The 24,478-nt window shown below is 62.4% G+C and carries 27 protein-coding genes and 2 tRNA genes; 11 read left to right on the top strand and 18 right to left on the bottom strand.

The features are described 5' to 3' along the window. The first annotated feature begins 36 nt into the window (after positions 1 to 36). Positions 37 to 975, top strand: a complete 939-nt coding sequence (locus ACLEJU_RS17425; protein WP_440776716.1) for an AraC family transcriptional regulator — start codon at positions 37 to 39, stop codon at positions 973 to 975. Between the two features lie 144 nt (positions 976 to 1,119). Here the strand turns inward: ACLEJU_RS17425 and ACLEJU_RS17420 are convergent, their stop codons facing one another. The 3 genes from ACLEJU_RS17420 to ACLEJU_RS17410 form a co-directional block, all read right to left on the bottom strand. Beyond that, a complete protein-coding gene (locus ACLEJU_RS17420) occupies positions 1,120 to 3,033 on the bottom strand; it encodes a tyrosine-protein phosphatase (RefSeq protein WP_440776715.1) in 1,914 nt (637 codons plus the stop codon). Between the two features lie 136 nt (positions 3,034 to 3,169). Next, positions 3,170 to 4,213, bottom strand: coding sequence for an alpha/beta fold hydrolase (locus ACLEJU_RS17415; RefSeq protein ID WP_440776714.1), 1,044 nt, complete (start codon positions 4,211 to 4,213; stop codon positions 3,170 to 3,172). Positions 4,214 to 4,327: 114 nt separating this feature from the next. Next, complete coding sequence (locus tag ACLEJU_RS17410) at positions 4,328 to 4,903, bottom strand: cysteine hydrolase family protein (protein WP_440776713.1); 576 nt, start codon at positions 4,901 to 4,903, stop codon at positions 4,328 to 4,330. A gap of 450 nt (positions 4,904 to 5,353) precedes the next feature. Between ACLEJU_RS17410 and ACLEJU_RS17405 the strand changes: the two genes are divergently transcribed. Beyond that, positions 5,354 to 5,548 (top strand): hypothetical protein, encoded by a 195-nt coding sequence (locus tag ACLEJU_RS17405; protein WP_440776712.1) that lies wholly within the window; start codon positions 5,354 to 5,356, stop codon positions 5,546 to 5,548. A 116-nt stretch (positions 5,549 to 5,664) separates the two neighbouring features. Here ACLEJU_RS17405 and ACLEJU_RS17400 read toward each other — a convergent pair whose 3' ends face one another. Next, positions 5,665 to 6,585, bottom strand: coding sequence for a LysR substrate-binding domain-containing protein (locus ACLEJU_RS17400; protein WP_440776711.1), 921 nt, complete (start codon positions 6,583 to 6,585; stop codon positions 5,665 to 5,667). Between the two features lie 98 nt (positions 6,586 to 6,683). On the opposite strand from ACLEJU_RS17400, the gene ACLEJU_RS17395 reads away from it, so the two are divergent. After that, positions 6,684 to 7,442, top strand: coding sequence for a sulfite exporter TauE/SafE family protein (locus ACLEJU_RS17395; protein ID WP_440776710.1), 759 nt, complete (start codon positions 6,684 to 6,686; stop codon positions 7,440 to 7,442). A gap of 1 nt (position 7,443) precedes the next feature. On the opposite strand, the gene ACLEJU_RS17390 is transcribed toward ACLEJU_RS17395, so the two are convergent. The 5 genes from ACLEJU_RS17390 to ACLEJU_RS17370 form a co-directional block, all read right to left on the bottom strand. Beyond that, positions 7,444 to 8,862 carry a diguanylate cyclase gene (locus ACLEJU_RS17390; protein WP_440776709.1) on the bottom strand — a complete coding sequence of 473 codons (1,419 nt, stop codon included), beginning with the start codon at positions 8,860 to 8,862 and terminating at the stop codon, positions 7,444 to 7,446. 137 nt (positions 8,863 to 8,999) lie between these two features. After that, positions 9,000 to 10,829 carry an SLC13 family permease gene (locus tag ACLEJU_RS17385; RefSeq protein WP_440776708.1) on the bottom strand — a complete coding sequence of 610 codons (1,830 nt, stop codon included), beginning with the start codon at positions 10,827 to 10,829 and terminating at the stop codon, positions 9,000 to 9,002. 155 nt (positions 10,830 to 10,984) lie between these two features. Further along, entirely contained in the window at positions 10,985 to 11,377 is a 393-nt protein-coding gene (locus ACLEJU_RS17380; RefSeq protein WP_440776707.1) for a glycine zipper domain-containing protein, read from the bottom strand. Between the two features lie 74 nt (positions 11,378 to 11,451). Next, a complete protein-coding gene (locus ACLEJU_RS17375; protein WP_440776706.1) occupies positions 11,452 to 11,631 on the bottom strand; it encodes a hypothetical protein in 180 nt (59 codons plus the stop codon). A 159-nt stretch (positions 11,632 to 11,790) separates the two neighbouring features. Then, positions 11,791 to 12,084, bottom strand: coding sequence for an RcnB family protein (locus tag ACLEJU_RS17370; RefSeq protein WP_440776705.1), 294 nt, complete (start codon positions 12,082 to 12,084; stop codon positions 11,791 to 11,793). 103 nt (positions 12,085 to 12,187) lie between these two features. Here ACLEJU_RS17370 and ACLEJU_RS17365 point away from each other — a divergent pair, with 103 nt between their 5' ends. Next, positions 12,188 to 12,538: a hypothetical protein gene (locus tag ACLEJU_RS17365; protein WP_440776704.1), complete on the top strand. Its 351-nt coding sequence runs from the start codon at positions 12,188 to 12,190 to the stop codon at positions 12,536 to 12,538. A gap of 104 nt (positions 12,539 to 12,642) precedes the next feature. On the opposite strand, the gene ACLEJU_RS17360 is transcribed toward ACLEJU_RS17365, so the two are convergent. The 4 genes from ACLEJU_RS17360 to ACLEJU_RS17345 all read right to left on the bottom strand — a co-directional run bounded on the left by ACLEJU_RS17360 (position 12,643) and on the right by ACLEJU_RS17345 (position 15,769). Continuing rightward, positions 12,643 to 13,410 carry an SDR family oxidoreductase gene (locus tag ACLEJU_RS17360; RefSeq protein WP_110638716.1) on the bottom strand — a complete coding sequence of 256 codons (768 nt, stop codon included), beginning with the start codon at positions 13,408 to 13,410 and terminating at the stop codon, positions 12,643 to 12,645. A 23-nt stretch (positions 13,411 to 13,433) separates the two neighbouring features. Beyond that, complete coding sequence (locus ACLEJU_RS17355; RefSeq protein WP_440776703.1) at positions 13,434 to 14,501, bottom strand: phosphotransferase family protein; 1,068 nt, start codon at positions 14,499 to 14,501, stop codon at positions 13,434 to 13,436. 185 nt (positions 14,502 to 14,686) lie between these two features. Further along, on the bottom strand, positions 14,687 to 15,004 hold the full coding sequence (locus tag ACLEJU_RS17350) for an SCP2 sterol-binding domain-containing protein (protein WP_085676114.1): 318 nt from the start codon (positions 15,002 to 15,004) through the stop codon (positions 14,687 to 14,689). Between the two features lie 54 nt (positions 15,005 to 15,058). Beyond that, complete coding sequence (locus ACLEJU_RS17345; RefSeq protein WP_440776702.1) at positions 15,059 to 15,769, bottom strand: histidine phosphatase family protein; 711 nt, start codon at positions 15,767 to 15,769, stop codon at positions 15,059 to 15,061. A 195-nt stretch (positions 15,770 to 15,964) separates the two neighbouring features. Between ACLEJU_RS17345 and sohB the strand changes: the two genes are divergently transcribed. Both sohB and ACLEJU_RS17335 read left to right on the top strand, forming a co-directional pair. Beyond that, positions 15,965 to 16,984 (top strand): protease SohB, encoded by a 1,020-nt coding sequence (gene sohB, locus ACLEJU_RS17340; protein ID WP_294324806.1) that lies wholly within the window; start codon positions 15,965 to 15,967, stop codon positions 16,982 to 16,984. 153 nt (positions 16,985 to 17,137) lie between these two features. After that, positions 17,138 to 17,211 (top strand) — tRNA-Cys (locus ACLEJU_RS17335). Positions 17,212 to 17,266: 55 nt separating this feature from the next. On the opposite strand, the gene ACLEJU_RS17330 is transcribed toward ACLEJU_RS17335, so the two are convergent. After that, complete coding sequence (locus tag ACLEJU_RS17330) at positions 17,267 to 17,941, bottom strand: polysaccharide lyase family 7 protein (RefSeq protein WP_440776701.1); 675 nt, start codon at positions 17,939 to 17,941, stop codon at positions 17,267 to 17,269. 617 nt (positions 17,942 to 18,558) lie between these two features. On the opposite strand from ACLEJU_RS17330, the gene ACLEJU_RS17325 reads away from it, so the two are divergent. Continuing rightward, positions 18,559 to 18,753: a hypothetical protein gene (locus tag ACLEJU_RS17325; RefSeq protein WP_103446755.1), complete on the top strand. Its 195-nt coding sequence runs from the start codon at positions 18,559 to 18,561 to the stop codon at positions 18,751 to 18,753. 1 nt (position 18,754) lies between these two features. Here ACLEJU_RS17325 and ACLEJU_RS17320 read toward each other — a convergent pair whose 3' ends face one another. Then, positions 18,755 to 19,168, bottom strand: coding sequence for a DoxX family protein (locus tag ACLEJU_RS17320; RefSeq protein WP_440776700.1), 414 nt, complete (start codon positions 19,166 to 19,168; stop codon positions 18,755 to 18,757). Positions 19,169 to 19,272: 104 nt separating this feature from the next. Further along, positions 19,273 to 19,357: transfer RNA gene (locus ACLEJU_RS17315), tRNA-Leu, on the bottom strand. A 284-nt stretch (positions 19,358 to 19,641) separates the two neighbouring features. Here ACLEJU_RS17315 and ACLEJU_RS17310 point away from each other — a divergent pair. The 4 genes from ACLEJU_RS17310 (at position 19,642) to ACLEJU_RS17295 (ending at position 22,907) form a co-directional block, all read left to right on the top strand. Next, the gene (locus ACLEJU_RS17310; RefSeq protein WP_440776731.1) at positions 19,642 to 19,845 is read left to right on the top strand and encodes a hypothetical protein; all 204 of its coding nucleotides are present in this window, start codon (positions 19,642 to 19,644) and stop codon (positions 19,843 to 19,845) included. An 84-nt stretch (positions 19,846 to 19,929) separates the two neighbouring features. After that, the gene (locus ACLEJU_RS17305; RefSeq protein ID WP_440776699.1) at positions 19,930 to 21,090 is read left to right on the top strand and encodes a two-component system sensor histidine kinase NtrB; all 1,161 of its coding nucleotides are present in this window, start codon (positions 19,930 to 19,932) and stop codon (positions 21,088 to 21,090) included. A 5-nt stretch (positions 21,091 to 21,095) separates the two neighbouring features. Then, the gene (locus ACLEJU_RS17300) at positions 21,096 to 22,541 is read left to right on the top strand and encodes an ATPase domain-containing protein (RefSeq protein ID WP_440776698.1); all 1,446 of its coding nucleotides are present in this window, start codon (positions 21,096 to 21,098) and stop codon (positions 22,539 to 22,541) included. 12 nt (positions 22,542 to 22,553) lie between these two features. Next, the gene (locus ACLEJU_RS17295) at positions 22,554 to 22,907 is read left to right on the top strand and encodes a response regulator (RefSeq protein WP_103446759.1); all 354 of its coding nucleotides are present in this window, start codon (positions 22,554 to 22,556) and stop codon (positions 22,905 to 22,907) included. Between the two features lie 70 nt (positions 22,908 to 22,977). Here the strand turns inward: ACLEJU_RS17295 and csrA are convergent, their stop codons facing one another. Together csrA and ACLEJU_RS17285 are read right to left on the bottom strand one after the other, a co-directional pair. Beyond that, positions 22,978 to 23,175 (bottom strand): carbon storage regulator CsrA, encoded by a 198-nt coding sequence (gene csrA, locus ACLEJU_RS17290; protein ID WP_012315047.1) that lies wholly within the window; start codon positions 23,173 to 23,175, stop codon positions 22,978 to 22,980. A 254-nt stretch (positions 23,176 to 23,429) separates the two neighbouring features. Continuing rightward, positions 23,430 to 24,452 (bottom strand): DNA topoisomerase IB, encoded by a 1,023-nt coding sequence (locus ACLEJU_RS17285; protein ID WP_440776697.1) that lies wholly within the window; start codon positions 24,450 to 24,452, stop codon positions 23,430 to 23,432. Positions 24,453 to 24,478 lie beyond the last annotated feature (26 nt).

Below are 24,478 nucleotides of genomic sequence, written 5' to 3'. Positions count from 1 at the left end.
GCAACGGTGTATCCCGGCACGACCCGCAAGCAGTTCATGCTCCGTTCCAGCGACATGCGCAGCGACGAGTTCGCCGCCTTGTTTACGCAACTGTACGGCAACCTGTATGCCGACATGGCGCCACTGGGCGAAGGTATCGCCATCGGTGGCGTCTACGGCCGTTTCGACGGCATGAGCGTGCGGCGCATGCACTACCAGGGCGACTTCACCATTGTCCTGCCGGCACCGCAGGACGAAATTACCTTTGTGCTGCCCACTGCGGGCAAGATCATCTTTGACCACCGCGGCGAGTCGATCGGCGGTGCTCTGGTCGGCCTGGCAGTCGACAAGCTCGACATCCGCTCGGTGCGCATCACCGAGGGGCACGCCCAGTGCGGCATGTCGATCCGCCGTGGCGCGTTCGCCGAGCGGCTTTCGACCCTGCTCGAACAACCCTTGCCCGCGCCGATTCGCTTTGCGCCGCAGGTCGACCTGGGCAACCCGGCGTTTCAGGGGATCCGGGCCTTGCTCGAACTGGCGACCGGGACCGAGTTCGACCAGCTGATCATCACCGGCCTGCTGATGCCTGTGCGCTTGCAGGAGATGCTGGTCGACGCGCTTCTCGAAACCTGGCCGCACAACTACAGCGAGGCATTGCGCAACCCGGCACCGGCGATTGCACCGCGGCATGTGAAGCTGGCCATGGCCTATCTGCGCGAGCATCCAGCCAGGCAGGTCAGTGGTAGCGAGCTGGCGGGATTGGCCAATGTCAGCCTGCGGGCTTTGCAGGATGGCTTCCGGCGTTTTGCAGGGACATCGATCATCGGCTATCAGCGGCAGGTGCGGCTGGAACAGGCGCGAGAGGTGCTGGCGCGCGGGGAGGGTGGGTCGGTGGCTGAGGTTGCCTTGCGCCATGGTTTCAGTAACGCCGGGCGGTTTGCCCAGTACTTCCAGCAAGCCTTTGGTGTCAGCCCGGCTTTGATACGGCGCCGGTAGTCGGGGCCACTTTGTGGTCCATCGCCAGCAAGCGCGGCTCCGACAGGGTGTATCGATCTCAGGTGCGGTGAAATCCCTGTGGGAGCCGCGCTTGTCGTGGCGACGAACCGCGGCGATGGGCTGCAAAGCAGCCCGCTTCAAGTATCAGAAGGCATAGCTGGCCTTGAGGCTGCCACTGATCCCATGGCTGTCCCCGCCACCCGTGGCCGCCATCTCGGCACCGACACTCAGTGCCCCGAGGTTGGCCATCAGGTTCACGCCGCCCACGAACTGGTCACGATTATCAAAGGCAGCGCGCTGCTCGATATCCAGCCCCAGCAGATGGCCTTCGCTGTCGACCTCATGATCGCCCAGCGCATGCTCGTAACCCACCTCGACCCCCGGCACCAGCAGCCAGCTGCCCATGGCGATCGGCGCAAAGGAGGCCTTGAGGTTGGCCACGGCGGCGCGACGGGTTTCTTTCAGGTCATCTACCTCCAAGGCCAGCTCGCTGCCTTTCTCGGTGAAGCCGTTCACGTCAACGCGGCTGACCCGCAGCCCGAGACTCGGCTCCAGCACCAGCGCGCCGGTGGGCAGGCGATAGCCCAGCGCCAGGCTGCCGGCGGCCAGGGTGCCGTGGCTGTCGCCCTTGGCCGTGCCCAGGCCGCCACCGAGTTCGCGCTTGCTCGAATAGTCGAGCCAGCCAGCACTGGCATCGGCGTCAATGAACAGGCCTTGCTCCAGGCCATTCGGCGCGAAGCGCGCCCCCAGGCTGAGGAAGGTCAGGTCGGTGTCCGCTTCGCCGCCGGCTCCACCGACATTGCCATTGCTGTAGCCGAAACCGGCATGGGCGCTGAGCTGCTCGGAGAAGCGCTGGGCCATGCCGACCATCAGGCCCTGGCTGTGCTCGTTGCTGCTGGCGGCGTGGGAAGAGCCATCGGTACCGAGGTAGCCGGCCAGCGCGGTGCTCCATAGGCGCGATTGGCCGACCTTGAGGTCGCTGCCATCAGCAAAGGGCGCGGCCGCTCGGTCGATCATCGCCCCTTGGCGCAGCAGGAAGCTGACGGCATCGGCATGTACCTGGCCACCGACGGTCGACTCGACGCCACCCAGCGTCCCGGCGTCGATGGCCGACTGCAGGTAGTAGTTGTAGGCTGTGTAGTTGCCCGAGAGCGAGGTGTCTTGCAGTTGGCCCAGCAGCTGCGCACCCGCCTCGGCGTTGCCCAGCAGGCCGGCTTCGCCCGGCAGCGTGCCATAGCGCACCATCTTGCCGCGCAGCACGTAGATGGTTTCCTGCGACAGCCCCAGGCCTTGTTTCAGGTAGTTGTCCATGGTCCCGTATTCGGCGGTGACCTCATCCAGGCCGGCCTGCAAGTAGCTGGCCTCGACGCCAAGCAGCGGCGCGTAGATCGCAGCCATGCTTGCCGGCATGGATGCCAGCGTCGCGGCCACGCGGGCGGCGGTGTAGTCGTTGGTGGCCAGGTAGTTGCTCATGATGGTCGCGTCGTCGACCCCGGCGATGCTCAGCAACACGGCGGCGGTCCAGCCGGTGCGGTCCTTGCCGGCGGTGCAGTGGAACAGCGCGGCACCGTCGGCGCTGGCCAGTTCGTTGAACAGTACGCTGAACTGCCCGCGCATGCCGGCATCGCTGACGAAGGCACGGTTGGTTTCCTGCATCATCGCCCGCGCCTGGGCTGCGCTGGTGAACGAGATGCTGGTGATGTTCGAGCCCGACGTGGTGCTGCCGATGATGTCGATGTTGGTGTAGCTGGCGCCGGCCGGCAGGGTGTCGGGTGTGCTGGCGATTTCGCTGGGAGTGCGCAGGTCGTAGACATCGCTGATGCCCAGGCCGTTGAGGATGGCGAGGTCGGTCGCCGTCGGCGTCAAGGCGTTGGAGCGGTAGAACACCCCGGCACGCATCACCCCATCATGGCTGGTGGTGTAGGCGCTGGTGGTGCCGGCGATGTCGCGGAAGTTGTCCATGCCGGCCAGGCGCGGGGTGTCGAGCGCGTCGGCGGCATGGGCAGCGGAAATGGCCAGGGTGAGCAGGGACAGGGAGCAGAACAGACGTTGCAACACGGAAGTAGCCTCGATCAGGTGCGTTGGGCTGGCTACTGTCCGTGGGCAAGATGAAACTGAATGTTACAAGTTTCCGCGCAACGCAAATGGCTGCGCATTCTGTCTGCTGCGTGCGTTTTTCGTCTCTGTGGGCCGGTCAGAGGTGATCGGCATCCTCCACTGCCTTGGCGAATGCCTGCGGGGCTTCTTGTGGCAGGTTGTGGCCAACACCGCCAGTGATCAGCCGATACTCGTACTTGCCGGTGAAGCGCTGTGCGTACGCCTCGGCTGGCGGGTGCGGCGCGCCATTGGCGTCACCTTCGAGGGTGATGGTTGGCACACCGATGCTGGGCAGTTTGGCCAGCCTGGCTTCCAGTGGGTCGTACTGGGCTTCGCCCTGGGCCAGGCCCAGGCGCCAGCGGTAGTTGTGCACGGTGATGGCGACCTGGTCCGGGTTGTCCAGCGCCTTGGCGCTGCGCTCGAAGGTGGCGCTGTCGAAGCCCCACTTGGGCGATGCGGTCTGCCAGATCAGTTTGGCGAAATCATGGCGGTTCTTCTCGTAGCCAGCCTGGCCACGCTCGGTAGCGAAGTAGTACTGGTACCACCACTGCAATTCCGCGCTCGGCGGCAACGGCGCCTTGGCGGCTTCCTGGCTGCTGATCAGGTAACCGCTGACCGAGACCAGCGCCTTGACCCGCTCGGGCCAAAGCGCCGCCACGATATCGGCAGTGCGCGCGCCCCAGTCGAAGCCGGCCAGCACGGCGTGCTTGACCTGCAGTGCATCCATGAAGGCGATCACGTCGCTGGCCAGCGCAGACGGTTGGCCGTTGCGTGGCGTGTCAGGAGAAAGGAAGCGCGTTTCGCCATAGCCGCGCAGGTAGGGCACCAATACCCGATAGCCCTTGGTGGCGAGAGCGGGGGCGACGTCCTGGAAGCTATGGATGTCGTAGGGCCAGCCGTGCAGCAGGATCACCACCGGCCCGTCCGCCGGGCCTTGTTCGACATAGGCAACATCGAGGACGCCCGCCTTGATATGTTTCAGCGGGCCGAACGCGTCGCTTGCCTCGACTGCAGGCTGCGCTTGCGCCGCCTGTGTGGTGGCGGCCGTGACGGCCAGTGGCAGGAGGGCACAGGCAAACAGGATGGAACGGCTGAAACGACGGGGTGCGGTCGATGCGAAGGGTAGTCGGCGAGCTTGCATGGGGCGTCTCCTTGGCTTGGCCATCGGCGCTATGGGATGCAAGTCATTCAAGACGATCGCTGTATCGAGCATGTGTCGATTGCGGCTGCGCTGAGCGTTCTTGTGTATCCGGTCTCAGTTTGTACACATTGAGATACAGGCGCACAGGTCGGTGCTGTCCAGAATCCGTGCGTAATCGAGAGCCAGGTTGCTCAACGACATGTCATGCACATCCTCGGCAAGCCAGAGCCGGCCTTGCAGGTCATGCTGGTCGAAGGTGAAGCAGGCGTCTGCCACGACCACCACGCTGAAACCGAGATTGCCTGCCGAGCGCGCCGTGGATTCCACCGAATTGTTGGTGATCACACCCGCGATCACCAGCTCGCTGATACCGCGATTGTGCAGCCAGCGCTCCAGCCCCGAGTTGGCGAAGGCATCCGGCACATGCTTGTCGAATACGGTTTCGCTGGCCAGCGGCGTGAAGGCCGGCTGGAATTCGCAGCCCGCCTGGCCTGGCCAGAACACCGAAGCGGGCGAGCGGGAAACGTGCCGTACGTGCACGATTGGGCGCCCGCCCAGGCGCCATGCTGCCAGCAGTTCGCCCATGCGCAATTCGGCCTCGGGATTGTTGCGTCGGCCCAGGCGTGGGTGGTGGATTCCCACTTGCAGGTCGATCAGCAGCAAGGCAGCGTTGGCGGCGAGTGCGGTCATGCAGCGTTCCTTGTCTGAGAGCGTTTGACCCTAGCACAGGTGTCAGGTTTTGCTCCGGGCCGCATCATCTGATCCGCTTTTTTTCTTCGAACCTGAATCTGTAACCGTATCAGCCTGAAGCCGACAATGCTTTTCATCCCTGCTATCACACTGAAGAGGTTTCGATGGGCAAGCTCGCGCTGTTTCTGGGTGGCTTTCTGCTGTTGACCATTCTGATTGGCCTGTTGGGCACCATTCCGCCAAGCTGATTCTCCCCATGCCCTCCGGCCCGTCTACCTCGCGAGATGGGCCAGATTGCTGCCAGATCCTGGCAGTCCTCCTTCGCCGTACCGCTGGACTAGTGGTAGGTGCTAGTCGTTCTCAAGTGTAAAAGCCTCGTGTAGTCTCCCGCTGCGTCATAATGGGTCGCATACAGCGAACCAGTCTTTTGCCTTGGGAGTCAGTACATAGATGGAATGCAAGAAGGGCACTTCAGCCATGCTGGAGTGGCGTAGCCGTTTTCTCAGCGAAGGTATCCTTGAAGAGGATCAATACGATCAGGCGCTACGCTGTGCCGGGTCCCTGGAACAGTCCGGGGAGATCAGTGCGCAGGAGTGGATTGAGCTGGTCAAGGCGGCGAATGTCGCGCTGCTGAGCGTGCGATAAGTCCTTCATTGCTCGGGGAAATCTGTCCACAAAAAACGTGGGTAGGTCTGTGGATAAAGTTCTGTAAGCCAGTAAATTTGCGGGTTCTGTTAAATTGAGCAGAATTTGAGCAGCCTTTAGCCGGCCCGTTCAGAGGCCGCTTCACCCGCCTGGCGCAAGGCCAGCAGCAACTCGCGCACGCGGGCGGGCAGCTCGCCGGAGGGGTACACCGCGTGCATCTGCGGGTCCTGGCCGGTGCTTGAGGTCAGCCGGTAATCCGCACACACCCGCACCAGCCGCCCAACCTTCACCTGTGCTTCTGCCACCCAGTCGGCCAGGCGTGCGATGCCGGCACCTGCGAGTGTGCTGTGATACACCGCATCGCCAGAGCCCAGGCGCAAGCGTGGGTGTGGGCGCAGGCTGGTGATCTGGCCGTCACGGCAGAAGTGCCAAGCTTTGAGGATGCGCGGGGCGGTATGCAGGATGAGGGCATGCTTGTCCAGCTGCTCGGGCCGCTCGGGCATGCCGGCGCGGGCGACATAGGCCGGGCTGGCATACAAGTGCCGGTGGTAGCGCCACAGGGGGTAACCAATCAGTTCGCTAGACTGCGGAAAGGCGCCACGGACCACGAAATCGAACTTGTCGTGCAATGGGTCGAGGGCGGCGTCGCTGTATTGCACGTCGAGGGTCACTTGCGGGTGGCGCTGGCTGAAGCTGGCCAGCACGCCCGGCAAAACATGCTCGCCGAGCAGTTGCGGCGCAGCAAAGCGCACCCAGCCTTGCGCGCTGCCGGTAAGCGCGGCCAGTTCATCGGCCGCATCGCGTTGCACATCCAGCAAGCGTTCTGCGTGGGGTAGCAGGCGCTCACCGGCTTCGGTGAGGGACACGGCGTTGGCGTTACGGTTGAGTAGCTTGCAGCCGCTGTTGTCTTCCAGGGTTTGCACCGCCCGGGTCACCGCGCTGGGCGAGCGACCCAGGGCACGTGCGGCGGCGACGAAGCTACGCTTGTGTGCAACACTGACGAACGCTTGGATTTCGCGCAGCATGTCCAATGCCATGGAAGGCTCCTTGTTGCAGTTTTCGCAATATGGCATTTCAACACAAGCGCGCCGCTTTGATTAGCCTGCAGTCTGTTTTCACTGCCTGGAACCGCGCCATGATGGATATCGCCGTACTTTCTCTGTTTGCTTTTGCTGCTGGCCTGATCGATGCCGCTGTCGGCGGTGGCGGCCTGATTCAGATCCCGGCGCTGTTCAACGTGTTACCCACTGCGCAGCCGGCGGCGTTGCTGGGCAGCAACAAGCTGGCTTCGGTGTGCGGCACGGCCTTTGCCGCTCGCTCGTTCATTCGCAAGGTGACCCTGGACTGGGGCTTGATCGTGCCAGCGGCACTCAGCGCCTTTGTCATGTCGTTCGCCGGGGCAGCCACGGTTTCGCTGGTGCCACCGAGCGTGATGCGCCCGGCGGTGCTGGTGTTGATCGTGCTGATGGCGATCTACACCTTCTGCAAGAAGGACTTCGGCACCTTGCACAAGCCGGCGAAGATCGGCCGCCGGGAGCAGTGCCTGGCGGTACTGATCGGGGGTGCGATCGGCTTCTATGACGGCCTGTTCGGGCCAGGCACCGGCAGTTTCCTGATCTTCCTGTTCATCCGCTTCTTCGCTCTGGACTTCCTGCATGCCTCGGCGTCGGCGAAGGTGGTCAACATCGCCACCAACCTGGCGGCCCTGGTGTTCTTCGTGCCGTCGGGCAATGTGCTTTACGCCATTGCCCTGCCGATGGCGGCGTGCAATATCCTCGGCGCACTGACCGGGACCTGGCTGGCGGTGCGCAAGGGCGCAGGCTTTGTGCGTGGCCTGTTCCTGATTCTGCTGTGTGTGTTGATCGCGAAGCTGTCCTGGGACCTGCTGAGCTGATTCAGATCACCTGGCGTTGCGCCTCGGCCTGCTCGACGCGATTGCGGCCATGGGCCTTGGCCCGGTACAGCGCCTGATCGGCGCGTGCCAGCAGTTCGTCCAGGCTGGGCGCGGTTTGGCCTGAGGCGCAGCCGGCCAGGCCAATGCTCACAGTGATCTGCAGGCGCGCATCGCCCTGAGAGGCGTGCAGGTCCTGCACGGCACGGCGCAGGCGCTCGGCGGTGAATTTGGCCTGCTCCGGTGCCAACCCCGGGAGCACCACCACGAACTCCTCGCCACCCAGGCGAGCCAGCAGTTCTTCGTCGTGCAACTGGTCCTGCAAGGTGCGGGCGAACTGGCGCAGGACCTGGTCGCCAATTGCGTGGCCATGGCGGTCGTTGATCGATTTGAAATGATCGATGTCGAGCATCATCAAGGTCAGCGGCAGCGCATGCTGCTGGCGGCTGTCGAGCAGGGCATTGGCGCGGCGGGTGAAGGCGCTGCGGCTGAGCAAGCCGGTGAGGTGGTCGATGGTGGCCTGGCGTGCCAGGCGCGCCAGCAGGCTGCGATTAGCCTGGCTGACGCAGGCGACCACCAGTGGGCCGAGGACCAGCATGGCGATACCCAGGCGTGCCGACATCAGTGTGGTGACCCCCGGTTCGCTCTGCGGCACGCTGAAATGCATGAGGTTCTGCGCCACCGCGACGATCAGCGTGCTGCCGGCGGTGAGTGCCAGCAACGACACCAGGAAGGGGGAGTACGTCCAGGCACACCACAACAGCGCGGCAATCGGAAAGGCGATGGCGCCTGGCCCGCCGAAGGCAATGCTGAATGCCAGTGAGGCCAGCAGCACCAGCAAGGGCGCCAGGCGGATGACCTGGGCGCCGCTGCGCATCAGCACGCGCGCCGAAGGGGCGGTGAGCAGTACGGGCAGCACCAGCACACTGGTCGAGAACTGTTCGCTGAACCAGGCCAGCCAGGTGGCCTGCAGGGACTTTTCGAACCACGGTGCGGCCATCACGCAGGCCATGCTGGCCGTCACCACGGCACCCGCCGCGCAGGCACCGAACACACTGAGCACCCCATGCGGAGTGCGCATGCGCCGGTGCGGGCGGGGCAGGCGCGACAGCAGCCACCACACCGTCACCACCACACCGAGGTTGCACAAATTGAACCACAGGGCTGGCCCCCAGGCACTGCCACAGGCAAGGTCCGCCGCGACCATTGCCAGCCACACCAGGGTAATGCCCAACAGGCTGGCCTGGCGCGGGTAGCGCAAGAGCACGCCGGCCAGCACCGCATTGACCGGCCAGAACAGCGATAACGATTCGATCGGCCGGGCCAAGATCCCACCGAGGGTCAGGGCAAAGGTCAGGGCGAACAGGGCCAGGTGAGGCAACAAGCGCGATTGTGCTGGAAAAACCATAGGCTCGACCGACAAGCGGAAACGAAATCCAGGACAACGGCTGTAAGCACCTGGGTATTGACGTGTCAGTGTGTTGGCACTGGGTGCTTGATGTCAATCTGCCGTGATCGTGCAAGTTGATATCAAATGGCCTCTATTTCTTGCCAGATTGCCTAAATACCAAAGAACCAGGGCACCATCAGTACCGTCACCAGCATTACCAGCACAGTGAAGGGCACGCCGACTTTGACGAAGTCGCCAAAGCGGTACTGGCCCGGGCCGAGCACCAGGGTGTTGACGGGTGAAGACACCGGCGTCATGAACGCCGCCGAAGCAGCCAGGGCCACGGTCATGGCGAACGGGTAGGGCGACATACCCAGCTGCGTTGCGGTGCTGATCGCCACCGGTGCCATCAGCACGGCAGTGGCAGTGTTCGAAATGAACAGGCCGATGACGGCCGTTACCGTGAACAGGCAGGCCAGCATCGCCAGTGGCCCGGCCCCGCCCAGCAGGCTGACCAGCCCGCCCACGGCCAGGTCGATGCCGCCGGTTTTCTGCAGTGCCTGGGCGAACGGCAGCATGCCGACGATCAGCACCAGGCTCTGCCAGTGAATGGCCCGGTAGGCGCTGTTCATGTCGATGCAGCGCCCGGCGCCCATCAGCAGGCAGCCGATCAGCGCGGCGATGACATTGGGCACGGCACCGCTGACCATCAGCCCGACCATCACTGCCAGGCTGACCAGTGCTTGCGGTGCCCGTGTGCGGGCGGGCGCGACCTGATCGATTTCGGCCGGCAGGCTCAAGACCAGGAAGTCCTTGGGCTGGCTCTGCAACTGGCGTACGGCCTTCCACGGCCCGACCACCAGCAGGGTATCTGCGAGGCGCAGTTTCTCTTCCACCAGTTGCTCTTCGATGGCCGCCTGTTCGCGGCGCAGGCCGACCACGTTGAGGTCGTAGCGGCTGCGGAAGGCCAGCTCCAGAATGCTCTTGCCGATCAGTTGCGAGCCTGGCGGCAGCGACACTTCTGCCATGCCCAGGTCCTGGGACTGGTCGATGAAGTAGGCCGCCTTGAAGTGCAGCGGTTCCAGTTGCATGGTCTGGCACAGGTTGCGCAGGTTGTCACGATTGGCGAACAGGTCGAGCAGCAGCACATCGCCTTGGTGCAGGACGGTGCCTGAGTCGGCGGCGATCACCCGGGTGGTGAACTTGTGCTGGCGTTCGATGCCGATCACGTTGGCGCCGTGCTTGGTACGCAGCTCCAGTTCACCCAGGGTATGGCCGATCAGTGGCGACTGCGGGCGGATGCGCAGGCGCCGTTCGCGGCCGCTGAGCTTGTAGTCGAGCACCAGGTCGAGCAGCGTGCGCCGGCTCTCCACGCGGCCGTCCTTGCGCACTTCGCCATTGAGCCAGTGGCGGGTCAGCAGCATGTAACCGATGCCCAGCACCAGCACCACCAGGCCGAACGGGGTGAAACTGAAGAAGCTGAAGCCGCGCTCGCCATGGCGTACCAACTCGCTGTGCACCACCACGTTGGGGGGCGTGGCCACCAGGCTGAGCATGCCACTGATCAAGCCGGCGAAGCTCAGCGGCATCATCAGCCGGCTGGGTGACAGCTTCAGACGTGCGGCAATACTCAGCACCACCGGGATGAAGATCGCTACCACACCGGTCGAGCTCATCACCGAGCCCAGGCCGGCCACCGACACCATCAGCAAGATCAGCAGGCGGGCCTCGCTGTTACCGGCCCGTTCACTCATCCACTCACCGATGCGGTAGGCGATGCCGGTGCGTACCAGCCCTTCGCCGATCACGAACAGGGCGGCGATCAGCACCACGTTGGGGTCGCTGAAACCGGCCAAGGCCTGTTCCACGGTGAGGATGCCCGATAGCGGCAGGGCGAGGATCACCAGCAGGGCGACCACGTCCATGCGCGGCCGGTTGATGACGAAGAGGATGACGACGACAGCCAGCAGGCCGAGGACCCAGAGCAGTTCCTGGTTCATGGGGTGGGGGTGTTCCTTCACTCAAGGGGGCACGAAAGACAGTAGCAGTCAGTGTGGCAGCTTGCGGTGAAGGTGGTGTTGATGTGCTGCAGTTTCTGGGTGGGTAATGCAAACAGAAAGGGCCGCAAATGAGCGGCCCTTTCGAGTGTGATCAATCAGTGATGACGGTGGCGGCGGTGCTTCTTGCTGCCGTTGTTGTCGCCCAGGTGGTTGCCCAGGGCACCCCCTGCCGCGCCACCCAGGCCGGCGCCAACCGTCGAACCGGTCTTGCCGCCAACCGCGCCACCCAGCAGCGAACCGCCGGCCGAACCCAGGCCACCGCCGATGGCGGCTTCGGTACGGTTGCCTTTGCGCGCGCCCACCGCGCTACCGGCTGCACCGCCGACACCGGCGCCAATGGCTGCGCCAGTGCGGCCGCCCAGCTGTTGGCCGACAACGTTGCCCAGGACACCACCCAGGCCGCCGCCAATGGCGGCAGTACCGTCACCGGCGAAAGCGCCCTGGCACAGCAGCAGGCCAAGAGCGAGGGAAGGTAGAGTCAGACGCATGATTGGAACCTCGAAGGAATCATCAGGTTAAGGTGCCGCACGGTTGGGCGGCGGGTCAGGGTAGGGGAGACGCTTCAGCGGTCGTAACGGTCACCGCGCCATTGGCGGTCGTCGTCATCGCGGTCGTGTCGGTGATGGTGGCGGTGGCCGCGGTCGTCATCGCGCCAGCCATCGTCATCACGGTAGTGGTGGTGATAGCAGCCGGAAAGCAGCAGAACGACAGCGATCAGCGAAAAGCCTGCAAGGCGGGTCATAACGATAGGTCCTTGATCCGCAAAGGTTTACGGGACACTCACTGAGACTGGTATCGATCCATTTGGTTTCCATGGGGCGCAAAAAAATGCCGTGCGAGCGATGAATGGCATGCTGGCACGGCTGTAGCACTTGAAGGCAGGAGTAATGCGTTGGTCGCCTCAGGATGCGGGATGAATGGCCAGCACCACACCATTGGTAATCTGAATCAGCACATAGTGTTCGCCCATGCGCACCCAGTGGCTTTCTTTCTCCGGCGCAGGCAAGCCCTTGGCTTTCCAGTCGGCGATGGCCTGATCGTCACGTTTGTACTGGTCCGGGGCCTTGTCGCCGACCTTGAGTTCGCGGTTGTGGGTTTCCGGCGCCTTGATGCTCTCTTCGGCTGAGGGGGCAGCCAGTGCCACCAGTGGCAGGGCGGTGAACAACAGCGCGGGTAACAGGCGTTTGGCTTTCATCACGATCTCCTTGATTGACATGCCTTGCTTGCGACAGCAGCTTGCTTGGGACAATTCATTCGGGGTGTTAGAGTCGCTTTCTTTTTTGCCCCGAGGATGGAACATGCGAGCGATTCTGCCGATGGCTGCGGCGCTGGTGTTGGTCGGTTGCGCGAGCGCGACCATGGATGCGGCGCGCGGTGGCAAGCCGACAGCCCAACTCGATTCGCGCAAGGCACCGGAGCTGGTAGCCCAGTGCATCCAGTTCAGCTGGCAGAAAGAGGATGTGTTCGGCGACGATGCCAGTGGCTACCTGGAGCCACGCAAGCAGGGCGGGTTGACGGTTTATACCCGCGAGGCGGAGTCATTCGTGGATGTGTATCCGCAGGCGGTCGGGACGCGGGTGGATTACTACGCGCAGAAAAATGACGGCATGGCCCTGCAGCGCCGGGCGGCGGCGGCGACCTGTTTGTAGGGCTTGAGTTTTGTGGTGGTGCAGATGCGCCGCGCGGGCGGCGCTCGATATCCGCGCCAACACGACACCCAAGGCGTGCACCCGCTGCCACTACATCCCGAAACTCAGGACAGGAACCCACCGTCGACATTGAGCGCGGTGCCGGTGGTGTAGCTGGAAGCATCGCTGGCCAGGTACAGCACCGCGCCGGCCATTTCCTTGGGGTCAGCCACACGCTTGAGCGGGATCTGCTGCAGCGCGGCATTGAGGATGGCGTCGTTCTTCACCAGGGCCGAGGCGAACTTGGTGTCGGTCAGGCCTGGTAGCAGGGCGTTGCAGCGAATGCCGAACTGAGCGCATTCCTTGGCGAACACCTTGGTCATGTTGATCACTGCGGCCTTGGTCACCGAATAGATGCCTTGGAACAGGCCCGGCGAAACGCCGTTGATCGAGGCCACGTTGATGATGCTGCCGCCACCGTTCTCGCGCATCAGCTTGCCGGCCTCCACCGACATGAAGAAGTAGCCGCGGATATTCACATCGACGGTTTTCTGGAAGGCATTCGGGTCGGTGTCGAGCACGTTGCAGAACTGCGGGTTGGTGGCCGCGTTGTTGACCAGAATATCCAGGCGCCCGAACTGTTCACGGATGCCGGCGAACACCTGCTGGATCTGCTCCAGTTCGCCGATATGGCAGGCGACCGGCGTGGCCTTGCCGCCCGCTGCGATGATGGCGTCGGCCACCTGCTGGCAGCCCTCCAGCTTGCGGCTGGAGACGATCACGTGAGCGCCCTGCTGGGCCAGCAGGTGGGCTATGGCTTCGCCGATGCCACGGCTGGCGCCGGAGACGAAAGCGATCTTGCCGTCGAGGTCGAACAGTTGGGTCTTGGACATGCTGTTTTCCTTGTTGTCTGGCGTCAGAGCGTGGACTTGCCGATGACCTGCAGGCTCATCTGCTCCAGCAGCCGGTTCATGTGAATGAACTGGGCGAAGCGTTTGTCCTGGGTCTGGCCGTGGTAATAGCGGTAATAGATCTGCTGGACGATACCGGCCAGGCGGAACAGGCCGTAGCAATAGTAGTAATCGAAGTTGTCCAGGCGGATGCCGGCGCGCTCGGCGTAGTAGTCGACGAACTGGCGGCGGGTGAGCATGCCCGGGGCATTGCTCGGCTGGCGGCGCATCAGTTGTACCGGTGCCGGGTCGCTGGCCTCGATCCAGTAGGCCAGGCTGTTGCCCAGGTCCATCAGCGGGTCACCGATGGTGGCCATCTCCCAGTCGAGCACACCGATGATGCGCATGGGGTTGTCGGCGTCGAGGATTACGTTGTCGAAGCGGTAGTCGTTGTGCACGATGCCCGGGCGCGGGTGGTCGGCGGGCATCTTCTCTCGCAGCCAGGCGATCACATTTTCCCAGCGTGGTGCATCGGGAGTCAGGGCTTTTTCGTAGCGGCTGGTCCAGCCTTCGATCTGGCGCTGCACGTAACCTTCCGGCTTGCCCAGATCGGCCAGGCCACAGGCGTGGTAATCCACCTGGTGCAGCTCAACCAGGCGGTCGATGAAGCTTTTGCACAGCGCTTCTGTGCGGCTGGCGTCCAGGCCCAGCTCGGCGGGGATGTCGGAGCGCAGAATCACGCCCTTGACCCGCTCCATCACATAGAACTCGCCGCCGATCAGCGATTCGTCGGTGCAGTGGGCGTAGGCCTTGGGGCAATACGGGAAGCCGCTGTTGAGCTGGTTGAGGATGCGGAACTCGCGGCCCATGTCATGGGCCGACTTGGCTTTCTGGCCAAACGGTGGGCGGCGCAGCACGAATTCACGGCCGGGGTAGCTGACCAGGTAGGTGAGGTTGGACGCGCCGCCAGGGAACTGGCTGATGCTCGGTGTGCCCTCGAGGCCGGTAATGTGGGCCTTCAGGTAAGGATCGATGACGGCCGCGTCGAGTTCTTCGCCGGGGCGTACCTGGGTGGACTGGTCGGTAAGCGTCATGCGTTTTCCTTATTATCTGGTGCAAGGACTATTGGCTAATCTAATGGCCTGGCGGCCGTGGAACAAGCGTGCCAGTTGCCATATAGGCGAGGGTGTTGCTGGTCGATCACTGCACCGAATGCCGGGCAAAAAAAAACCGAAGCCGGTCAGGCTTCGGTTCTCTTATCGTGCGTTGTGCCCATCACTCAGGAAGGGAACAGCTCGCTAAGTTTCATCGACAGCATCATGTCGCCTTCGACACGCAGCTTGCCGCCCATGAAGGCCTGCATGCCATCGGTTTCACCGCTGACGATGCCCTTCAGGGTTTCGCTGTCCAGCACCAGAGTGCAGTTGGCATCCGGGTTTTCACCTTCCTGGATGTCGCAGGTGCCATCTTTGACGATCAGCGCGTATTGCTTGTCTTCGTCGGTGATGTTGAAGCCGAACACCAGGTCCAGGCCAGCCGCAGCAGCTGGGTTGAATTTTGCTTTCATCGCCTCGACGGCTTTAGCTACATCGCTCATGGTGTTTTCCTTGTTAAGTGATATTCGCGTCCGCAAGGACACAACGGGCCGGGCTCAACGGTAGGTGATGAGCTCCGGCGCCCTCAACAGCTGCACATGGGCTTGGCTGTTGAAGGAAGCCAGTGCCACGTCGCGGCCGCGGAACTTCAGCTGGCTGAGCGACGTGTTGATGATCTGCCAGTTCAGCGCAAATGCCTGACTGGGGGTGATTCGGGTAACCAGGTGGAGCAGGGCGGCGATGGTGCCTCCGGAGGTGAACACGGCGATGTTGTCGCCACTCTCAGCAGTCCCCAGCACGCGCTGCAGGGCGGCTTCGACCCGCGCGGTGAAGGCTTGCCAGGTTTCCAGGCCGTCATCGGCGTGGTCGCCAGCGTGCCAGCGCTGCACCATCATGGCGAACAGGCGCTGGAACTCGCTGCGGTTCTGTGCGCCGTTGCGCAGGATCTCCCGAGCATTCGGCTCCGCATCCAGCAGGCCAGGCAACAGGGCACGAATCACGCCATCGGCATCGAACTCATTGAACGCCGGGTCGGTCTCAATGGCCGGTACTGCGCAACCACTTGCATTCAACGCCTGCAGCGCGTGCCGGGCAGTGTCCTGCTGACGGCGCAGATCACCAGCCACACAGCGGTCCAGGCGCAAGCCGAGCTGGGCGAGGTGTTCGCCCAGGGCCTGGCTCTGGCGCACACCGATGGGCGAGAGAACGTCGTAGTCGTCCGCACCGAAGGAAGCTTGGCCATGTCGGATCAGGTAGAGATTGCCCACTGCGGTATCCGGCGATGAAGGTTGCTGCGAGGTTAGGATGCGCCACACAGGCTGTCAACGAAAAAACATACAAGCGTTTGAAAAGGTTGTTTGAACTGTGTTGCCAGCGTTTACCTCGGCTGGCGAGGGCACGGGCGCAACGGTATGCTTGGAACAGTTTCGCGCCGATCTGGCGCAGTTTCATAAGGAGTCAACGTGGAGTTTCTTGCCGAATACGCAAGCTTTCTCGCCAAAACCGCCACCCTGGTGATTGCCATCCTGGTGGTGCTGTCCGCCATCGCCGGTTTGCGCGGCAAGGGGCGGCGCAAGGCCGGTGGGCAATTGCAGGTCACCCGGCTCAACGAATTCTATAAAGAGCTGCGTGAGCGCCTGGAAAGCGGCCTGCTCGACAAGGCCCAGCTCAAGGCCCTGCGCAAGCAGCAGGCCAAGGCGGAAAAACAGCAGAAGAAGGGCAAGGCCGAAGAGAAGGGCCGGGTGTTCGTGCTCGACTTCGACGGTGATATCAAGGCATCCGCCACCGAAAGCCTGCGTAACGAGATCACCGCACTGCTGACCCTCGCTACCCCACGCGATGAAGTAGTGCTGCGCCTGGAAAGCGGCGGTGGCCTGGTGCACAGCTATGGCCTGGCAGCCTCGCAACTGGCGCGCATTCGCCAGGCCGGCATCCCGCTCACCGTGTGCATCGACAAGGTCGCGGCCAGCGGCGGTTACATGATGGCCTGCATCGGCGAGAAGATCGTCAGCGCGCCATTCGCCGTGTTGGGTTCGATCGGTGTGGTGGCGCAGCTGCCCAACGTCAATCGCCTGTTGAAGAAGCACGACATCGATTTCGAAGTGCTGACCGCCGGCGAGTACAAGCGTACCCTGACCGTATTTGGCGAGAACACCGAGAAGGGCCGGGAAAAGTTCCAGGAAGACCTGGACATCACCCACCAACTGTTCAAGGACTTCGTCGCCCGCTACCGCCCGCAGCTGCATATTGATGAAGTGGCCACCGGTGAGGTCTGGCTCGGCGTTGCCGCCCTGAACCGCAAGCTGGTCGATGCTCTGCAGACCAGTGACGAATACCTCAGCGACCGCGCCCGCACGGCCAACCTGTTTCACCTGCACTATGCCGAGCGCAAGAGTTTGCAGGAGCGGATTGGCATGGCGGCCAGCGGCACAGTCGAGAACACCGTGGTAGGTTTGTGGAGTAAACTCGGGCGCTTGCGCTAACACCTTGAACCCGTTGAAATTTTTTTTCGTTCAGGGGGTTGCAAGGTGAAAGGAATGCGGACATAATGGCGCCCATCGAAACGCAGCAAACCTTGAAAAGGTGCGGTGTTTCAAGGAGATAGCGAAGCGCAAGCTGCTAGATCCGAACTTTGAGGCCGAGTAGCAAAGTGGTTATGCTCCGGATTGCAAATCCGTCTACGCCGGTTCGATTCCGACCTCGGCCTCCACCATTCGAAAGCCCCGCAGATGAAAATCCGCGGGGTTTTTCATTTTGCCCGGCATTCAGCCATGGCTGAGCGAAAGCTCACTGATGATGCACACCGACCCATCATCGGCCGACGTCGCATCGGTGTAGTCGACCTGGTTGTAGATCCCGCCATGGAACTCGAACAGGCGAGTGTCCCAGCTGTCATCGAGCTGCAGTTCACTCGATGTTCTGGAGACGCCGTTGCACCTGGCGGTCACCTTGACCACACCCGCCGAGGTGGCGTGAATGATCACGTCGAATCTCGTGCCCAGCGGCACGCCCTGCAGGAGGGTGCTGTTCACCGGGGTGGTCTGGTTGTAGGACGTCCGGAAGCCCAGGGTGATGTTGCCCTTGTTCCAGAACACCTTGACTGGCGGGCTGTCGTCACCCCTGACGTGCATCTGGCTGACGACGACCTTCTGCGCCGAATTGACCTTGGTCAGGGTCATGGTCTGGCGATTCCAGTGATCCGGGGCGCTGCCCAGCGTCCAGTTCTGCGTCTCTGACCACTCGCAACGGGTTCTGTGAGTGCTCTTGCTCGAAGCCCCTTTGGTCGGTGCCGTGAACTGAACCGACCCGTCGCTGAGCACTTTAACCACGCTAGGGAACTCAGCGATGGCCTCGGCGCCATTGAGTTCAAGCGCGACGGGGTTCGTTGAAGAGACTGCCACCGGGGTAGCGATCGTTAGATTGCTGATGTTTACGGTCATAAATACTCCTGACGATAAAATCATTGGCCTGGCACGATTGCCTTCCAACCGTGATGCGTTCCTCTGCATCCGGCTGGGCACTCGTGAATGCGCAGGCGGATGATTTGGAATGCGCGATAACTGTATGCATATACAGTACATGCGAATGATCTTTTTGCAAGAGCTGCAAACAGGTAAGGCGTGATGACAGGTAAGAAAGTGGTTCAGGTCTGCGGGTGACAGTCAAAGAAAAGCCCGGCTCAGGGCCGGGCTTTGCTCAGGTTTTTTATGGCGATGAGGGGCTCGCCTGCGTGCGCTCGAGGTTAGGGTGCGACAACCTTCCGTACACATTTCCAATACCCGGAAAAAGAAAATTCGCCAACCAGGGGCGGGTCCTAAAGAACGTACGGAGCAGGGTCAGAATGCCGAAGCGCTTGTCATGAGCTCGTGAAGGTCACGTTGATGGCGTGTCGACACTCTTCATGAGTAAAAAAAGCCCGCCATGAAGGCGGGCAATAGACGTTTTGAAGGGAGAGATTTCAGCCTGAAGCCCGCTGGTTAAGTCAGCATTAAGCGCAATCCATTGACCACGGCCAACGATGCGCCTATACAGGCGTGCCAGATTCCCAGGAGCCACCATGCGCGACGAAGACGACCTGCACGAACCCGAGCACGATCACCTGCTCGATCACGAATTCCTCTACGAAGACTACGACCCTGAAGCGGATGCCCAGGGCGCCGAAGACGAGGTTGAGGAGGACGAAGAGCTGCTGGATGACCTCGATGACGAAGAGCGCGATCACCCAGCGTGGCACGACGACCTGGACGACTGAATCAGCGCCCGTCGACCGAGAAGCGCCCTGGGCCGCTGACCGCCAGCACCAGCAGGCCGCCGCAGATGCTGAGGTTTTTCAGGAACTGGGTCATGTTGGCGGCGCGCTCCGGGTCGACCATGTTCCAGAACGGATGGCCAAGCAGCCCGGTCCCCAGCACGAACAGGGCAAACAGGAAGGCCAGCGGGCGGGCGTAGAAACCCAGGATCAGCAGGATGCCGACAACGAACTCCATGATCACCGCAACTGCTGCCGCCAGCATCGGGGCAGGGGCGCCCAGTGAGGTCATGTAGCCTACCGTACCTTCGAAGCCGGTGAGCTTAGCCCAGCCGGAAAGGACGAAGAGGATCATGAGCAGCACGCGGGCGATCAGGAGGATGATGTCGCGTTGACCATCGAACAGGGAGTAGCGCATGGCGGCATACCGGTGGATGGGGACAAGCTCCACTCTAGCAGTTGCGCAGGGGATTGCTGCCGGGCAGCAAAAAGGCGCCGCAAGGGCGCCTTTTCAAAGGAGTTTGGTGCGAGTGGCGGGACTCGAACCCGCAAGGCTCACGCCGACAGATTTTAAGTCTGCTGTGTATACCAATTCCACCACACTCGCACGCTTGAAAGGGTCCCATGGACCGGCGCGCTTCTAGGCAGAAGGGCCTGACAATCAAGTGCGCTTTATAACCCATTGTTATAGTTGAGTCAATCGCAGCACCTATGATCAAAGGAATGAGGGGTCGATCGAATGGGTAATTGACACCTTGCTGTCATTAGGCCACTGTTACCCGCTTCATTGGATCCAATGAGTTTGATGCCATGTCTCAGGCCACTCCACCGGTTGCCCTCAGGCGTACTGTCCGCCCTCGGTTGTTCTGGCGCGTGTTGTTCGCGCAGGTCATGCTGATGGGCGCGTTTCTGTACCTCAGCCTGATCACCCTCGGTGGCTACCTGTTGATGCTCGGTTTCGATGCCGAACACCCGCAACCGCAACGCTTGATGGCGCTGGCCGGTGGGGGTCTGATAGTGATGGTGGGCCTATGGCTGCTGAAAGTAGCGATGCCGCGGCGAATCAGCCCGGTCATGGTCGAACCCGAGCATTGATAATCTGTTGCAGCGCACGCTGTTGCACAGGTATACGCTTGGCTAAGCTAATCAATTCCCTCCTGCTGTGCCTGTGGAGTTTGCATGGTTTCAGCCGACTGTATCGATCACCCGGTCATGCCCGCCAGCCGCTATGAGCAACTGGTGCAATCGGTGGTGGACTACGCCATCTACATGCTCGACCCCACCGGCCATGTGGTGTCCTGGAACGCCGGTGCCCAACGGATCAAGGGCTACCGCGCCGAAGAAGTCATAGGCCGGCATTTCTCGCTGTTCTTCACCCCTCAGGATTGCGCCGAAGGGCGCCCGGAGCGCCTGCTCAAGCAGGCCCTGGAGCAGGGTGTGGCACAGGATGAAGGCTGGCGCGTACGCAAGGACGGCACGCAGTTCTGGGCCTTGGCCGCGCTGGATGTGATCCGTGACGAACAGGGGCAGATCGTCGGCCTGGCCAAGGTCACCCGTGATATAACCGACCGGCGCGAATCGGCGCTGCAGCTCGACGCCGTGCGTGCCCAGCTGTTCCAGGCGCAGAAGCTCGAAGCGCTGGGCCAGCTCACTGGCGGCCTGGCGCACGACTTCAACAACCTGCTGACCATCATCATCAACTCGGCGCGTCTGGCGCAGGCCAGTCAGGACCCGGCGCGGGTGCAGCGCATGCTCGAGCACATCCTCGATGCCGGGCAACGCGGCACCGAGCTGACCCAGCAACTGCTCAGCTTCGCTCGCTACCGGCAACTCGATGTTTCATTAATCGCCCCGGCCAGGCTTTTGGAGTGCACGCGTGGTCTGCTGGAGCATGCGCTACCACGGGAAATCGTGTTGCAGGAATGCCTGCAGCCTGATCTGCCGCTAATCGAGGTGGATACCGGGCAGCTGCAGATGGTGCTGCTCAACCTGCTGTTCAATGCGCGCGACGCGATAGGGGAGCGGGGCACGATCGACCTGGCGGTGCTCACGGTCGATCTGGCAGGTGAAGTTGAGGGGCTGCGCGGCACGTTCGTGTGCTTCGAAGTGAACGACAGTGGTGACGGTATCGATCCGCTGGTACTGCCGCGTATTTTCGAGCCGTTTTTCACCACCAAACCGTTCGGCAAGGGAACTGGCCTGGGTCTCAGCCAGGTCTATGGTTTTGCCAAGCAGAGCAATGGCGCCATCACTGTCGAAAGCACCCCCGGCCGGGGCACGTGCATGCGCCTGTATCTGCCGGCCTATCAGCCCGATGCCGCAGCTCAAGACAACAGGTAGCGATCATGGTGCAAGCACTCAAACGGCTGGTCACGGGGATCGAAGGGCTCGATGCGCTGCTCAAGGGCGGCCTGGTCGCGGGTGCTTCCTACATCGTTCAGGGGCCGCCCGGTGCGGGCAAGACCATCCTGGCCAACCAGTTGGCCTGCGGCCATGTTCGTGACGGGGGCAAGGTGCTAGTGGCAACCTTGCTCAGCGAGTCCCATGAGCGCTTGTTTCAGTACCTGGCGACCTTGGAGTTTTTCGATCCAGGCATGGTCGGCGACCAGATCCAGTTCGTCAGCGCCTTCGACACCCTTGAACAGGAAGGGCTGGATGCAGTGGTCAAACTGCTGCGCCAGGAAATCGGCAAGCAGCAGGCAAGCCTGCTCATCGTCGATGGCGTGCTCAATGCCCGAGTGCGTGCGGAAACGGCGCTGGATACCAAGAAGTTCGTCTCGGAATTACAGGGCCATGCAGCGTTCGCGGGGTGTACCGTGTTGCTGCTGACCAGCGCCCGCCTGGATGACAACAGCCCGGAGCACACCATGGTCGATGGTGTGATCGAGTTGGGCGAGCAACTGGTCGGTAGCCGTGCGGTGCGCCATGTGCAGTTGCGCAAGACGCGTGGCAGCGGGGCGTTGTCCGGGCGCCATGAGTGCCTGATCGATGAGGCGGGGATGCACGTCTATCCACGTCTGGAATCGCTTTACAGCCACCCCAGCCAGCTTGGCAGTGCCTCCTTGAACCGGGTATCCACGGGTGTCGAGGCATTGGATGAAATGCTGGGCGGGGGCCTGACACAGGGCTCGGTCAGCTTGCTGATGGGGCCCTCGGGGATTGGCAAGACCTCCCTGGGCCTGGCATTTCTGGCGGCTGCCAGCGCCGAGCAACCGGCCTTGCATTTTGGCTTCTACGAAACACCCGCCAGGCTGCGGTTGAAGGCGGCATCGCTGGGTTACGACTTCGCAGCGCAGGAGCGCACAGGTGCCTTGCAGCTCTGCTGGCAACCGACCACCGAAGGCCTGTTGGACCAGGTGGGCGCGCGCCTGCTCAAGCAGGTCGAGCAGCAGGGCAGCAAGCGCGTGCTGATCGATAGCCTGGGCGCGTTCAGCCGCCTGGCGACCGACCCGGCGCGGCTCAATGCCTTCTTCCGTGCCCTGGCTGGCGAGCTGCGGGCGCGAGATGTCAGCGTCATGCTCACCTGGGAGATGCGGGATATTTTCGGCTCGGAAATCACCGCCCCGGCACCAGACCTGTCGAGCATCGTCGACAACCTCATGCTGATGCGCTTCGTCGAGCTGGATTCGCAACTGCGGCGCATGCTGTCGGTCCTGAAGGTACGCGACAGCCATCACGACCCCGCGCTGCACGAATTGCTTATCGGGCTGCAGGGTATCAGCCTGCGCAAAGCGTTCGAGGGCGCCTGCGGTGTGCTGTCGGGTACTCCGGTACCGCAAGGGGGTGGCTGACGGGGCCTGCCGATGAACACCATCCTGATCGTCGATGACGAATACCTGATCGCCGATATCCTCGGCTTTGCCCTGGAGGACGAAGGTTTTCTGGTGGAAAAGGCGAGCAACGGGCGCAAGGCCCTGGAGGCGTTGCAGGAAAAGCGAGTGGAGCTGGTGATCACCGACTACATGATGCCAGTGCTCGACGGCGGAGAGCTGGCGCGGGCTATCCGCGACGAACTGGGGCTAAATGACTTGCCAGTGATTCTCATGAGCGGTGCACAGGCCAACAAGGCCGACCCGAGGCTGTTCGCTGCGGTCTTCGACAAGCCGTTCGACATGGACAGGATGATCGCCAAGGTGCGCGAGCTGCTCGGCACCTGAGGTTCAGGTTGCGGCGTGCGCCGGCCATTCGATCAAGCGCGTCCGTGCGGCTTGAAGCGAGACGCTCAGGTCAGTGTTGGTCGTCGTGCTTTTCCGGAGCCGGGCTGCCGGCCTGGATGCGCTTGAAGATTTCTTCACGGTGCACCTGAACATCCTTGGGTGCATCGATGCCAATCCTCACCTGCATCCCTTTTACGCCCAGAATGGTGACTTTGATGTCATCGTTGATGACGATACTTTCGCCAACCTTACGGGTGAGTATCAGCATGTAGTTCTCCTTGGTGATGTCGAAATCCGTCAGGCCATTGGGCTGCAACGGTGGGAGCTTGTCCCTCTTCCTTCTCATTAAAGACGCTTTCGGCGGATAGTAATTCCCCGAAAGACAAATTCTGTTGCGTGTCTTTAGTTGCAGGTGCCGAGGTAAATGCTGCTAAGCGTGTCGGCGAAGGTGCTCGGTGGCAAGAATAGGGGGCTTCGGCCTTAATGGGAAATTTCTCTGCATGATCGGCTGAATAGTTCGCCTCAATCACCGTCTGGTGCTTCCAGGGCCTGAAGGAACAGCAGCAAGGCCACCTCTTCGGCATCCAGCCCTTTGCGTACGCGGCGCCCGGGCAAGGCGGCGAGGCGCCCGAGGGCGTAGTGTTCGAGCACGGCCGGGTGGATGTAACAGCGCCTGCACACCGCCGGAGTGTTGCCCAGGCGAGACGCGACTTGCTTGACGATGGTCGCGACCTGGCGCTTTGCCTCGCTCTCCGGCTCCCAGGCCAGGGGTCTGAGCAGGCTCAGGGCCAGGCTGCTGCCAGCCCAGGTGCGGTAGTCCTTGGCGGTGAAATCGGCGCCGGTCAGTTGCTGCAGGAACTGGTTGACCTCGCCGGAGCCGATGCTGTGCCGCTGGCCGTCTTCGTCCAGGTACTGGAACAGCGCCTGCCCAGGCAATTCCATGCAGCGCTTGAGCAGGTTGGCCAAACGCCGGTCACGCAGTGTGACGTTGTGCTCGACGCCGCGCTTGCCACGGAACTGGAAGCGCACGGTGCTCCCCTTCACCTCGACGTGGCGATTGCGCAGGGTGGTCAGGCCATAGGACTGGTTGTCGCGCAAATAGCGCTGGTTGCCGATGCGGATGAGCGTGTGGTCGAGCAGGCTCACCACCAGCGCCATGACCTTTTCCCGGTCCAGGCCAGGGCGAGCAAGGTGGGCTTCCAGTTGTGCCCTAAGTTTGGGCAGGGCCTGGGCAAAGGCCAGCATGCGCCCGTACTTGTGCTGGTCGCGCAGTTCGCGCCACTGAGCGTGGTAGCGGTACTGCTTGCGGCCTCGGGCATCGCGTCCGGTGGCTTGCAGGTGGCCTTGGGGGTCGCTGCAGATCCACACATCGGTGTAGGCCGGCGGGATGACCAGCGCGGCGATGCGCGCCAGGGTTTCCTCGTCGCGGATGCGCTGCCCCTGGCCATCGAGGTAGATGAAACGGTCGCGCCAGCGACGCCGGGTCAGCCCTGGCTGGCTGTCGTCAACATAGTGCAGGCTGGGTGGCAGGGGGCAGTCGAGCATCGGCGGCAGGCCTCGATCAGGTCACT

The organism is Pseudomonas sp. SMN11, from assembly GCF_052041945.1.
GTDB lineage: Bacteria > Pseudomonadota > Gammaproteobacteria > Pseudomonadales > Pseudomonadaceae > Aquipseudomonas.
The sequence above is the reverse complement of the archived record's forward strand: the minus strand, read 5'-3'. Positions and strand labels throughout refer to the sequence as shown.